General features: G+C 29.7%; 13 protein-coding genes. 2 read left to right on the plus strand and 11 right to left on the minus strand.

The features are described from left to right. Position 1: 1 nt before the first annotated feature. From R3342_RS06525 to R3342_RS06565, 9 genes are all read right to left on the minus strand, one after another. Positions 2–997: a rhodanese-like domain-containing protein gene (locus R3342_RS06525; RefSeq protein ID WP_318939132.1), complete on the minus strand. Its 996-nt coding sequence runs from the start codon at positions 995–997 to the stop codon at positions 2–4. Positions 998–1040: 43 nt separating this feature from the next. Continuing rightward, on the minus strand, positions 1041–2036 hold the full coding sequence (locus R3342_RS06530; protein ID WP_318939134.1) for a rhodanese-like domain-containing protein: 996 nt from the start codon (positions 2034–2036) through the stop codon (positions 1041–1043). A gap of 296 nt (positions 2037–2332) precedes the next feature. Then, positions 2333–2941 carry a rhodanese-like domain-containing protein gene (locus R3342_RS06535; protein WP_318939135.1) on the minus strand — a complete coding sequence of 203 codons (609 nt, stop codon included), beginning with the start codon at positions 2939–2941 and terminating at the stop codon, positions 2333–2335. 24 nt (positions 2942–2965) lie between these two features. Next, positions 2966–3616 (minus strand): rhodanese-like domain-containing protein, encoded by a 651-nt coding sequence (locus R3342_RS06540; RefSeq protein ID WP_318939137.1) that lies wholly within the window; start codon positions 3614–3616, stop codon positions 2966–2968. Between the two features lie 10 nt (positions 3617–3626). Continuing rightward, positions 3627–4217 (minus strand): YeeE/YedE thiosulfate transporter family protein, encoded by a 591-nt coding sequence (locus R3342_RS06545; protein ID WP_318939139.1) that lies wholly within the window; start codon positions 4215–4217, stop codon positions 3627–3629. Between the two features lie 21 nt (positions 4218–4238). Next, a complete protein-coding gene (locus R3342_RS06550) occupies positions 4239–4769 on the minus strand; it encodes a YeeE/YedE thiosulfate transporter family protein (RefSeq protein WP_318939141.1) in 531 nt (176 codons plus the stop codon). A gap of 11 nt (positions 4770–4780) precedes the next feature. Further along, positions 4781–5740 (minus strand): NrfD/PsrC family molybdoenzyme membrane anchor subunit, encoded by a 960-nt coding sequence (gene nrfD, locus R3342_RS06555; RefSeq protein ID WP_318939142.1) that lies wholly within the window; start codon positions 5738–5740, stop codon positions 4781–4783. A gap of 9 nt (positions 5741–5749) precedes the next feature. Continuing rightward, on the minus strand, positions 5750–6286 hold the full coding sequence (locus R3342_RS06560; RefSeq protein ID WP_318939144.1) for a 4Fe-4S dicluster domain-containing protein: 537 nt from the start codon (positions 6284–6286) through the stop codon (positions 5750–5752). Then, positions 6283–8529, minus strand: a complete 2247-nt coding sequence (locus R3342_RS06565; RefSeq protein WP_318939145.1) for a molybdopterin-dependent oxidoreductase — start codon at positions 8527–8529, stop codon at positions 6283–6285. The genes R3342_RS06560 and R3342_RS06565 overlap by 4 nt, the downstream gene beginning before the upstream one ends. Before the next feature lie 282 nt (positions 8530–8811). On the opposite strand from R3342_RS06565, the gene R3342_RS06570 reads away from it, so the two are divergent. Next, positions 8812–10692: a hypothetical protein gene (locus tag R3342_RS06570; protein WP_318939148.1), complete on the plus strand. Its 1881-nt coding sequence runs from the start codon at positions 8812–8814 to the stop codon at positions 10690–10692. A gap of 9 nt (positions 10693–10701) precedes the next feature. Further along, entirely contained in the window at positions 10702–11364 is a 663-nt protein-coding gene (locus R3342_RS06575) for a lysoplasmalogenase (protein ID WP_318939150.1), read from the plus strand. Here R3342_RS06575 and R3342_RS06580 read toward each other — a convergent pair. Then, positions 11361–12638, minus strand: a complete 1278-nt coding sequence (locus R3342_RS06580) for a porin (RefSeq protein WP_318939152.1) — start codon at positions 12636–12638, stop codon at positions 11361–11363. The genes R3342_RS06575 and R3342_RS06580 overlap by 4 nt on opposite strands. An 82-nt stretch (positions 12639–12720) precedes the next feature. Then, on the minus strand, positions 12721–14265 hold the full coding sequence (locus R3342_RS06585; protein ID WP_318939153.1) for an SLC13 family permease: 1545 nt from the start codon (positions 14263–14265) through the stop codon (positions 12721–12723). Positions 14266–14287 lie beyond the last annotated feature (22 nt).

The raw sequence follows: 14287 nt of genomic DNA on the forward strand, positions 1-14287 counted from the left end.
ATTAATTTACTAATGGTAAATCTTTTGGAACAGATGAGGTCCATTTGTTAGAAACCCATGCATCATTAGAATTATAAAATCCATTCATACCAAATTTGATACTATAAGCATCATAACCTAAAACTCTTAAACAAGCTGTAATAACGGCTGAAGTTTGTCCAGTATAACAATATGTTGCAACCTTTGCATTAGCACCAGGATCTAATCCTAAATAACTATTATCAGATAATAATAACGGATTAATTCTATATGCATTAGCAACATGACCAAATGCTTGGTAATCTGTAGCGTTGAAATAATTATTAATAAAATATTGAGATGGTGAAGCTAAAACATCAGCAGTACTAACACCTTTAAATCCGTCAGCAACAACTTGTTCAACTCTTTCTTTTAAAATCTGAGCACCATCTGTTGAAAAACTAGTAATAGTTGGGCTTGAGAACACTAAATTTGCAGGAGCAGTTGAATAGGTCCAGTTAGCATTACCATCTGCTGGGTCACCAATATTACTGTTCCAAGAACCAGCAGTAGAAGAGTTCCAACCAGACATTCCCCATTTTAATGCTTGAGTATTGCTGTAACCATATAATCGTAAAAGTGCAGTTCCATAACAAGCTGTTTGACCAGTATAACATACAACTAAAATTGGTTTACTTCCAGCATTTGTTGCTTCTGTTAAAATATTTGAAAAAACTACATTTTTTGCACCTTCAATATGACCGTTAGCAAAGTCAGTGGCACTTCTAATATCCATGATGTAATATTTAGCTAAAAAAGCATCTAAATCTGCTGCATCAGGAGCTGCAACTACAAATTTTACACCATCAGGACTTGATAATATGTTATTTAAATCTAAATTATTTGTAGTCATGTAATCTTTCATCAATGTAAAAGATGGTGTTGAGGTTTCGGTAATATCGTCACCTCTATCACAAGAGGTTAGAAATAATGTTGGAATTAATAATAATCCGATTAGATACAATGATATTTTTTTCATGATTTTAATTTTAAGGTATTTATAGTTTATTTGAATTAATGTTCTATTCTATTACTGGAAACATGTTAATTTCTTTTTTAGAAAATGCATTCCAGTTTTTTGCTTTTAATTGGCTATTCATAAAGCTATTTTCTCCGTATGCAACATTTCCAGTATCGTATCCTAAAATGCTTAAGTATGCAACCATTTTTGCTGCATTTTGACCAGTTTGGCAGTAAAGAGCAAGTTTTTTATTGGTTGGTAACGTATTTAAGTTGGTATTTAGTTGGAATGAACTTGCTGGTTGGTATTCTTTTGCTCCAGGAATGTGTCCATTTTTATAATTTTCAGAATTAGTATAACTAATTACATAGTAGTTGCTAGGATTTGCAAAAACATCGGCAGATTTAATAATATGTTCTCTGTATGGTGTTGCAAATGCTTTTAGTAATTTTGTTCTTAAAATTGATTTTGCATCTGATTTACCTGTTTCTAAATTAGGATATGAATCATTTGCTACAACAGAATTTTCTTTGGTTTCTAATTTTGAAGCAAAAGAGTTTTTAATATTTTTTAACCAAGAATTTTCAGCAAAATCTACTCGCCAAGAACTCATCCCCCATTTCATGCTATATACATTATTATAGCCAGCAATTCTTAACAGACTTGTGTAGTATGAAGCGGATTGACCAGAGTAGCATATAACTACAATTTTATCAAAGTTGTTAGGTGTAATTTTTGTTTCAAAATAGTTAAGTAAATTTTCAGCTTTTACATTGTGAGCATTTTTAATGTGTCCGTATTCGAACCAGCTTTCGCTTCTAATATCAATAATATGATATTTTAAATTTTTAATATTTTTTTTAACTTCATCAGCACTAATTAAAGTGTTCTCTGTAATACTTTTAAATCTTCCTTGAGCTTCTAAATAATTGACTAGAGTTTCAAATTCAGAAGACGTTTTTGTGTTAGGAATAGAATCTTTTTGTATGGTTGTAAAACTGCTTAAAGCTAGAGTTACAAATAAGATTGCGAATGCATATGTTGCTACTTTTTTCATTTTTATTGTTTTTTAATGAAACATTTTTATGTTAATAATTACCATAAAATTAGTAGCCAAATCACATTTTTAACCTGACTTTTGTCATTTTACTTACAATAAATATTTAGTCTGTGTAGTAACAAATGTTACAATTTAACTACCTGAAAATCAGCAATATAAATATGATAAAAAGATTAAATTATCTTTATATAGCTAAAATGAAAATAAATTAAATGAAAAGTAGACAATAGGTAAAAAGTAAAAAGTCAGTTTAAATGCTTAAACTGACTTTTTTTGTGTTTAATGGAGAAAATTTAGCAGCCTCCTTCAGCCACTTTCTTTTTCTTTTTTGCTAATTTAATTACTCTTTTAGGAGTAACTTTTTTAACTTCAATTTTACCTGAAGTTGCTTTTTTCATATAAGCAGCATAATCTAATTGTGCTTTTTCTATTGGAAAATCACTTATAGAAAAGGTGTTGTGAATATAGTTTGTTTTTATGCTCAATAATTTAACATTTTTAATGCCTAATTGAGTTAATAACATCCAAGCTCCACTTGCTTCACCAGGTTCTGCACCATATAAAACTATAGTTTTATTTTCTTTTTCTAAATCTAAAATATATTCTTTATTTTTAGGATCTAAAAGATCTGGAGTATAAATATTTTTAGCATTTTTTATATGGCCTTTGCTATATTCAAATGGACTTCTAACATCAATAAAAGCCATATTACTTACTGAAGCAGTATCAATACTAGATTTTGAAATAATATAATCTTGTGAAACTATTGGGTTTAGAGTTAATGTTTTATCGTTTTTAAAAACATTAGCAGCTTTTTTAAAGCTTAATAAACCAATAAGTACTACTAAAATAATTATTACTGCTGAAAATGAAATTCTTTTTGTTCTTTCTAATTCTTTCATGATTTTAAACTATTAAAATTTATATTAGCAGCCACCTTCAGCAACTTTCTTTTTCTTTTTAGCAAGTTTAATTACCCTTTTAGGTTTAACTTTAGGCGCAGTATTAGTTTTGTTTCCAACACCAAAATACATGGCCGCTGCTTTTCTAAAATTATAATCTTTAAATGCTAATTCAGAGTCTGTTTCAGTAGGTTCTTTAGGATTAATTATAGTATTAAACCATTCATTTAAACCACCTTTTAAAACATAAATATTTTTATATCCCATTCTATTACATAATTGCCATGCTTGATCGGCATAAAAATTATCGTTAGAATATAAAACTACATCAAATGCATCTTGATTTAAATATGATTCAGAATCTGAAGATAACACTTTAGCTAAAGGAATATTTATAGCATTAGGTAAACTAAATGCATCAAACGCTTCTTTTTTACGAACATCAATCAACAAAAGATTAGGATCTTGTTTAATAATTTTATCAGCAACTTGGTCTGTTGTAACGTAACGTTCCGTACTCATTATATTAACTAAAAAGTTTTCTGGTTTTATCCCTACATTTTTTTGATATTTAGGTAATAAAACTAGTCCTGCAGCTAATAATATAAGTATTCCCGCAAGTACTTTGTACTCCGTTTTTATAATTATTTTTTTTACTTTATACGTATTTGACATAATATATTTTTTAATAGAATACTTTTTTTACTCGTTTTCTAATCATATCGACAAGGAAAAACAAAATAACTGCAGTTACGGTAAATAGGAATATAAACCAGTAAGGGTTTACTCCTAAAGAGTCAACTAATGTTATGTGTCCTAAATAAGCTCCGTCAAAGTAAGGCTCAAGGAATGAAAAGAATTCAGAGAAAATTAATACTCCAATCATAATTCCTAATCCATAAGCCATAGCATCAATTTTACCAATGGCTACAGCACAAAGACTTGTTCCTGGGCAAAAACCACCCATAACAAAACCTATACCCATAATAATTCCGCCGCCAATTGCTCCGTATAAATAGGTTGGATGAATATATAATTGTCCAACATTAATTAATCCTAAATAATCCATATAATAAATACCTATAAGCGAAACTATCGCCGCAGTAAAAAACACTTTAAGTACAACAAAATCGTACCCGTAAAATAGTCCAGCTAATTTTCTTGAAGAAGAAAAACCAGAGGATTCTAAAATATATCCAAAGACAATACCAATTAATATTGCTATTACGAAATTCCACTCAAATGGAATAACACCGTTAGGAATTAATGGTCCCATAATTTTTTAATTTTTTTTAATTTAAATCCAGAATTTTCTAAAGAAGTAAGCGAATGCAAATGCACTACCAAAAATCGCCAGCACAGTTATAAAACCGCCTGTTGATAATACAGCCATACCACTTAATCCGGCACCACTGGTACATCCTCTAGCTATTTGAGCTCCAAACCCAAATAAAGTTCCACCAATTAAGGCTACTATTATTCTTGTTTTACTTGTTATTTTTGGAGAGTGTTGCACAAAAAATTTCAATCTACCGCTTATTGCACCAGAAATAAAACCTCCAATTAAAATACCTAAAGCTTCAAAAACTAACCAAGTATTCATAGGAGAGTCTCCTTCTTTTATAAATCTATCATAATATGCGTTGCTTTCTGCGTGTACAGGAGCTATATCATCTACTATAGTTACAACGGAGCTTTTAAATGCACCACTAGCACCCAATCCTCTTCCTGTAATATAGAATGTAAAAACTATTAATAAACCAAGTAGCAAGCCTCCAAAATATGGATTCCAATATACATGTTTATTTTCTTCAATATGTATTTTCATTTTTTATTATTTTAATATAAATATCTAGTTAATTGACCTGCATTTACCATTACTATTCTAAAAATTAATCCACCAATTAAGATTAGCATAGCTGGTGCAATAATAGGAACTTTAAATCCTAAAATTTCAGTTAACTCTAAAACAAATGGTACTATAAGTCCAAGTATAATAACAAATACAAAAAACATTACAGTATAGGAACCTCCAATTAATATTTGCATTGCTTCTAATTGAACTTGTGAACCAGCATACATTCCCATAAACATATGAACAATTAAAGCTAGTTCAATAAAAATAAGAGCTAAATCTATTTTACTAATTAATGTTCTCTCAAAATGACTTTTAGTAAACAACAATATTGCTGCTGCACCTGTTGATAAACCTGAAGTTAAAAATAAAGGTCCTAATATAGAATTATTCCATAGAGGTCTGGCATTAAATGCCGATAATAAAATACCTGTATAAATTCCTAATATTAGAGATAATGGAATTAAAGCAATTGCCATTGTTTTTCTATTTTTAATTAAGAATTTTTCAAATGTATTTAAAAATTTCAATCTTTTAAAGGTTTGTAATTTAGCTTCTAATTTTGGATATGTTTCTCTATAATAGCTAAATACCCATAATATAGAAAGAGGGGTGATAATTAAAAGTACCCATGCTCCCCAAGACATTGGAGAGGTTATTCTAACTGTGGTGTATAATTGCCAAAAATAAAGTTTGTGCGATAAATCAAAAAATAGCGCAGCTAAACCAACTATTAATGCTATAGGAGCTATAATTGTTGCATATTTTACAGTTGCTTGCATTTCATTTTCTTTTTTAAGAAGATAAAACAATGCTGTAAAAAATAAGATTCCTGCAGCTAAACCACCTAAAAATAAATATAAGGATATTTCCCAATGCCAAATTTCTAAATTTGGATCAATTTTAGGTAAATGTCGTCCACTAACGAAAATTTCTTCTTGCATAATAATATTTTATTTAATTAAATAATATACGTTTGGACTTGTTCCTGCTTCAGGTGCCAAAACTTTATGTTTTCTAGTTTTTAGTAATTCAGAAACCTCACTTGTTGGGTCATCTAAATCTCCAAAATACATACATTTTGTAGGACAAACTTCTACACAGGCAGGGTTTTGACCTTTTTCTAATCGGTGATGACAGAATGTACACTTATCTACGTATCCATCAGGATGTTGATAACGAGCATCGTAAGGACATGATTCTATACATGCACCACAACCAATACATTCATCTTCTGTAACTAATACAATTCCTCCTTCAGCAATATGACTTGCTCCAGTTGGGCAACAACGTACACAAGGTGCGTTATCACAATGGTTACAACGTTCTGATTTTAATTCTAATTCTACTTTTGGATAAGCGCCATCAACAGTTTCTGTGACCCAATCTCTACAATATCCTAATGGAACATTGTTTTCGGTTTGGCAAGCCACAACACAATCACTACAACCAACACACTTTAATGTGTCTATAACCATTGCATATCTCATACTTTACTATTTTTATATGGGTCTTCAGTTAATATTTTTACAAAATTACCTCTAAGTCCTGTTCCTCCCATTAATGGGTCAACTGCTACTTTAGTTATCATACGTGTATCGCTAATACCTTTTCCAAAGGCTCTAGATAATTTTTTATTGTTATGTCCAAATCCATGGTACATATATACAGAATCCCAACGAATTCTTTCCGTAACTCTAACTTTTATTGAAAAAGTTGAATCAACTCCATCTTGATTTTGTAACCAAACGGTTTGATCGTTTTTTAAACCTAACATTCTTGCTACTTTAGGATTTACCCATAGTTTATTGGTGTCTTTAAGAGCACTTAAATTAGGATTATTAATAGTTCTACTAAATGTGTGCATAGGAGATCTACCATAAATTAATCGATAAAAACCTTGTGGTGGTTCAGGATGTTGTTTGTATACAGGCATTGGATCAAATCCTTTTGAAGCTAATTCATCAGAATAAAATTCAATTTTACCACTGTTTGTTGCAAATTCAAAATCTTCACCGTCTTCCATATATAAAGGTGTTTTTCTTTCGAATTTTTTAACACCTAATCTTTTCATTTCTTCTAATGATGAACCAACTTGTTCTAATTGCCATTTAATTACATCTTCATAATCGTTATAATTAAAGTATTCTTGCAATCCAAGTCTTTCTCCTAATTGTTTACTTATCCACCAAGCAGCCTTTGAATCATATTTAGGTTTTGCTACTGGATATCTTAGTGCAAGAGAAGGTTCTCTTTTTGCAGCATTTCTAATTCCATCGTAACGTTCTAAATACGTACATTCTGGTAAAACTACATCTGCATAACCTGTTATTTCCATTGGCATAGTATCTACAACAGCAATAAAATCAACAGCATCCATAGCTTTTAAAATCACGTCACGTTCTGGAATCGTATTTATTAAATTAGTACCAGCAATGATCCATGCTTTAATAGGATATTTTTCATTTTCACCTTCACCTGGAATAGATGCTTTAATTAATTCAGAAGTAATTCCCATTTCTGCGTAAGGATATTTCTCTCCAATTTCTTCCCATCCCCATTTTGGTTTTGGATAAGCTGGATGAGGGAATTTTGGAAGACTTACTTTTTCTTTAAAGTAGAATCCACCTCTTTTACCCCATGAACCAAGTAAACCATTAAGCATGGCTATAGCTCTTTCTCTTTGAGAATCATCTCCATACCAAACAACGTGGCGACCTGGGTGAATAATTACAGAAGGAGCAGCTGCAGCCATTAATCGGGCAGTTTCTCTAATTTGTTCTGGTTTTATTGTTGTAATACCATAAGCCCATTCAGGAGTAAATTCTTTAACGTGTGCTTTTAATTCTTTAAAACCATAGCCATATTTTTCAATATATGCTTCGTCGTATAATTTTTCTTCAATAATAACATTCATCCAAGCGAGTAATAATGCTATATCAGTAGCTGGTTTAATAGCTAACCAATGTTGTGATTTACTTGCTGCAGTTGAAAGTCTTGGATCTACAGTTATAATAGTAGCATTATTATCTATGGCGTCAGACATTTCTTGCACTTGTGAGTTGTGCATGTTTTCACCGATATGAGAACCAATTAAAACTAAACATTTAGTATCTCTAATATCAGTTGGTTCAGGAGAACCAATCCAAGATCCAAGTGTTAAAGCAAATCCAGTTTCTCTAGGGCCTCTACATTGAGCATAAGCAGGTTCCGCAATTGTATCGGAGCCATATGCTTTAAAAAGATGTTCTAAGTGACTTCCTGGAGAACCATGTTTTAATAATGCAAAACTTTCAGCGCCATATTTAGATTTTACATCTTTCATTTTTGATGCAATTAAATCTAAAGCTTCTTCCCAAGTTGCTTTTCTAAAAGTTTGTTTACCATCAACTGTAGTTCTAATTAATGGTGTTTTTAAACGATCTTCATCATTGTACATTCCAACTCCACCTGTACCTCTTGGGCACAAACGACCGTGACAATGTGGATCAGTTTCATTTCCTTTAATTTTAATAATTTCTCCGTCATTATCGGTATATGCCCATGCGGCACATTTCCAAAAACAAACTTCGCAGTATGTAGCAGTTTTATTAAATTCTCCAGCAATATTTTGTTTTACTAACCCTTCTAAATAAGTGTTAGCGCCAAACATTTTAAGTGCTGAAGTTGAAGCTGCTACACCTCCTAAGCCTAGGGCAGAAATTTTAATAAATTTTCTTCTTGATGTAGTCATAAGTATATTTATATTTACTGGTGTAAAGTTATTTACAAACCGAGTATTTGCATATGACAAATATCATATTTTAAAATTTGGAAAGTAACTAAAGTTACGTAATCGTTTGAGAATCAAAATATTATATGTTACTTAAGTTGCACAAAAGAGGTAATAGCTTGATAGATTGACAACTAAAAAATAATCTGTTTTACAAATTATAAAATATTAAATAGTTTAATTGTGTAAATTTGTACAATTAATTTTTTTATGAGGATAAAATACTTAAAAATCAGTTTTTTTTTGGTGATTTTAATTGCAATCACTCTCTTTTTTTTATTTCGGAACACTGATGATTTTAGTGATATAATAAATGGACCTAAAGAAAACTATACAGAGATTTCTGCTAAAGAGACAAATTCCGAATCTTGTTTACAATGTCATCAAAATACAACAGGTTATTCAGCTTATCATAATCCTGAATTAATTGGATGTACAAGTTGCCATTTAGGAAATAAAACAGCATCAAATAAAGAAGTGGCTCATAAAGGAATGATTTTAATTCCGGGTAATTTAGTGGATGCCGAAAAAACTTGTGGAAAATGTCATCAAGAAGAATTAAAAAAAATTAATAATTCTTTAATGACTACTAATAGTGGTTTAGTTGCTGTAGATAAATATATATTTGGAGAAGCAGATTCACCTAACTATCATTACCATATTAAAGATATTAAAAATTCTGCGGCAGATAAACATATTAGAGATTTATGTGCTAATTGCCATTTGGGAGCAGAAAAGAAAGATTATGGAGCTATTACAAATATAAATAGAGGAGGAGGCTGTAATGCTTGTCATTTAAATTACACGGATAAATCTAAAGCTGATTTGAAAAATTATTTGAGTTCTAATAAAAAAGAATTGCCAAAATTTCATCCATCAACAGATGTGTTTATAACAGATAATCATTGTTTTGGTTGTCATAGTAGATCTAGTAGAATTTCTACCAATTATGAAGGTTGGCAAGAAACATTATTAAATGTAGATTCCTTAAAAAATAATCATAATTACAGAGTTTTAGAAGGAAATAGAGTGTATACTAAAAAACAAGAAGATGTGCATCATGCAAAAGGTATGCTTTGTATTGATTGTCATTCTTCGCATGAAGTAATGGGTGATGGTAAACAATATGCTCATGAAGAAGATGCTGTTAAATTACAGTGTGCAGATTGTCATTTTAGTAAAAAACCTAAACCTACAACTATTCCTTACGATTCCTTAGATGTGGAAAGTTTAAAAGTGTTTTTACATAGAAATTATTCTCATCAAAATGATAGAATTTTAGTTGCAAAAAAAGATAAACATCCTTTGGTTAATACTTTTGTTGATTCGTTAGGAAATGCATTTTTAATTGGTAAAGGCGATGGTAAATTACATAAATTATCCCCTAGACCAGAAGTTTGTTCAAGAGATAAAGTGCATTCAGATGTTAGCTGTTCCAGTTGTCACTCATCTTGGACTTCACGTTGTATAGGTTGTCATACAGGATTTGATAAAAATGAACCAAGAGCCTTCGATTTATTAGACAAAAAATATGGTAAAGGTCAATGGAAAGAATATGTTGCTGAATTTTCATCCTCTTTACCAGCTATGGGAGTTAAAGTGTCTAAAAATAAAAAATTAATAGAACCAGCAATTCCTGGTATGATTTTAACTATTGATAAAGGAAGTTACGCAGGTAAACCTGAAGGAGAAGATGTTTCGTTTCATAGATTGTATGCTCCAAACTCGCCACATACAACTACAAAACAAGTAAGAGATTGTAAATCGTGCCATACTAATTCAGCAGCAATTGGTTATGGCAATGGAGAATTGACTTACGATATAAAAAATGGAATTGGCATATGGAGTTTTTCACCAGATTACGCTTTAAATAAAAATGATAGTTTACCTGAAGATGCTTGGATTCCATTTTTAAAACAAGTTGATAAAAAAGTGATAAACTCAACAAGGTTAGATTTTAGACCTTTTACTGTTAAAGAACAAAAGCAAATTTTAACTGTTGGAGCTTGTTTGCAATGTCATCAAGGAAATTCTAAAATAATGCAAGAGAGTTTAGTGAAGGGAATTAAACCTTTATTAAAAAAAATAAATAAAAAAAGATGTATATTACCTGCTTGGAAATAATCTTTTTTTATGAATAAAATTAAATTAACTTTTTTGCTCTTTCTTTTTGCTTCCGTAATGGATATAATTGGAATTATTTTAAAAACACCAATGCTTATTTATGTTTTTAAACCTTTAATTATAATAGCCCTATTATTTCTATATGTTTTTTCTTTACCTAAAAGGTTAAAATGGTATGTTATAGCTTTAGAATTTTCTTTTTTTGGAGATGTTTTATTAATGTTTTCAGGAAAATTATTTTTTATGGCAGGTTTATTATCTTTTTTAATGGCGCATATTTTATTTATCAAAATTGTTATAAATCAAATTAAAAAGACTTCCATTTTAAAAGTAATTATAGCAAGTGTACCATTTTTGATGTTATTTTTAGGACTTATGTTTGTTCTAAGAAATTCATTAAATGAATTGTTAATCCCAGTAATAATTTATGGATTAACTATTTCTACTTTTGGGGTAGTTTCTTTAATAAATTACTTGCAAAAGAAATCGGTAAAATCATTTTTGATGCTTGTTGGAGCAGTCGTTTTTATTACCTCCGATTCCTTATTAGCTATAAATAAGTTTTACAACCCAAATAAAATTTTTGAAGTATTAATTATGGTAACTTATATTGTTGCTCAATATTTAATTTTTAAATCTATGGTTTTAAGTCCTAAAAAGGTGAAAAGTTAGTTAATTTCAATTTGATATTGTAAAACAATCATTCCTTTTCGTTCATCTACTTTCAGATTATTATTAATATTTTGAAACACAGGTCTGTTTTCATAATTTAAACTAAGTTTATTACTATGGCCATTTATATAATAATTTACACCTAAATTGTAAACTATCATATTATCTTTTAATGCTTCAAAGTTCGAATACTGAACTGCTATATTTGGTTGAAATTGATGGTTGTTTTTATCTTTACTTAATAAGTACCCAAATTGAAAAAACACAGTGTTTCCAGTTCCCATCATAGGAAAATGATTACCACTTCCGTTAAAAGATGTTCCGCCAGTAGTAACATCATTTACGCCAACGTTTCTTATGTAGTTTGGACCAAAATCGGTATTAAAATATCCTAAGTAGGTAGTAATAGCTGTTCCTTTTTCTTTATTTAAAGGAGTGTCATAAAAAACATCTATTGCCCAATTTTTGAAATCGTAAAACTTTTCTACATTATTTATTAATTGAGAAGTCATTTTTGGTTGATTCATAAACCCAACACCAATATTAAAAACTTGTTTTTTACCTAAATATGTTCCTATTTTATCACTATAAGCTGAGGTATTATTTTCAGGCTCTAAAAATTCATATTTTAAATATCCAGAAACTCTTTTACGTGGTTTGTTTATTGCATAATCTACAACACCTTCTTTTGCATTAACTCCATATTGAACGGAATTTTTTAAGGCAAATCTATAATCTATTTTACCAATTTTACCTTTTGCCCAAATTCCTAAACTTCGAGCATGATCATCATTTTTATTAACGGTTAGTAAATTAAATCCAGGAGCATCTAAAGTCATTAGTGACTTTGTACTTCTAACATTCCAACGGCTAAGTCCTTCCCAACCAGATTCTCCAAAACCAATTCCAAATGCTTTAGAAAATTGATAAACAGCATATAAGTCAATTATTTTTAAGGTAAAGTTTTTTTCAGTTTGCTGGTTTATATTATTTCCACCAAATACAGCTGCTGCATACAATTTTGGAGTTACTTGTGAACTAATACTCATTCGAATTCTTCGAACAGAAAAATCCATAACATTATTAGTTATTTCTCCATTAATCTCTGAATTCGGATTAGTATCATAATATCGAGCCCATAATTGCATTCTTGCAGATGCTTTTATGTAGGTTTCTCCAGATTTATCTAGATTTAATTTTAGTTTGTTTTGTTGAGAAAAGCTTATTTGAAAAAATAAAACGAAAGTAAAAGATAGTATGAAATTATTTTTCATGATGTTAACGGAATAATATAAAAAAGAGCAAATTTACTACTAAAAATATGGATAACAAGTAATTTTATGGAAGAAGATAAAGTTATTTTGGTAAGGTAGAAATTGTTTGATTTGCCCAAATAGGAAATTCATTTAAATTTATGTGAAAAATAATTTTTCCTAATGTTAAAGTAGCAACTGATATTACAATAATTGCTACTAGATTTATAAAAAAACCAACTTTAATCATTTCAATCATTTTTATTTTTCCTGAACCAAATATAATAGCGTTTGGAGGGGTTGCTATTGGAAACATAAAAGCCATGCTTGCAGCTAAAGTTATAGGTAACATAAACAACAAAGGGTTAATTTTGAGTTGAACTGCTAATCCAGAAATAATTGGTAGCATCATTTCAGTAGTTGCGGTATTTGATGTGAATTCAGTTAAAAGAGACATTATTCCTGTTAATGTAACTAATATAGAAGGAGTTGAAAAGGTACTTGCATTTGCTAATACATTTCCAATATAAGTAGATAAACCAGAATCTATAAATCCTTTTGCAAGTGCAAATCCACCTCCAAATAAAAACACAATTCGCCAAGGAATTTTTCTTGTAATTTTCCAAGTTACTAATGTTTCATTTTTTTTAGAAGCAGGTGTAATAAATAACAATGTAGCAACAAAAATAGCCACAGTACCATCATTTATATATTCAGGATGTTTAAAAACAGAGCTCCATCCAGGAGTAGTTACAAAACCTAAGTCAATACTTTTTCTAAATACCCAAAGAATTGCTAATAAAATAAATAATACAAACACTCTTTTTTGTTCTGAGGTTATATTTCCAAGTTCTTTATATTTATTTTTAAAGAAAGATTTTGGAAGACTCTCTAGTTTTTGTTTAGGTTTAAAAATTAAATATAAAAATAGTAATGTAAACCAAAACATAAAAAATGAAATTGGTAATGCAAAGGTTATCCATTGACCAAATGAAATTTCAGGAGCATTAGGAAAAATAATTTCATAAATTCTTAAAAATGATAAATTTGGGGGAGTTCCAACTAGGGTTGCAATTCCTCCTATAGAACAAGCATAAGCAATTGAGAGTAATAATCCAATAGAGTATTTTTTTATCTTCTTTTCGCCATGGATTTCTTCTAAAGATAAAATTACAGAAAAAGCAATAGGTAGCATCATCATTGCTGTTGCTGTGTTTGACATCCACATAGATAAAAAAGCAGAAGAAAACATAAATCCAGCTAAAATCATAAAGGGACTACCACCCATTATGGATAATATTTTTAAAGCAATTCTTTTGTGTAAGTTCCATTTTTCAATTGCCAGCGCCATAATAAAGCCGCCAATAAATAGAAATATTACATAATTAATATAACTGTTTGATATTGATTTTCCGTCCAAAACTCCTAACATTGGAAATAGTAATATTGGTAAAAGTGAAGTTAAACCTATAGGTAAGGCTTCAGTTACCCACCAAAATGCCATTAAAAATGCTATAGCAGCTGTATAAGTAACTTCAGGTTTTTCAGGTTGTAAGTCTACAAAAAATAGAATACTAAAAAAGATGGCTAAACCAATTATAATAAATTTAGGCTTAATAGTAGTTTGTTTTTGTTTATGTGAAACCATATTAAAAACTTTCTATTCCTTT

Origin of the sequence: Lutibacter sp., assembly GCF_033723435.1 — a bacterium.
Taxonomy (GTDB): Bacteria; Bacteroidota; Bacteroidia; order Flavobacteriales; family Flavobacteriaceae; genus Lutibacter.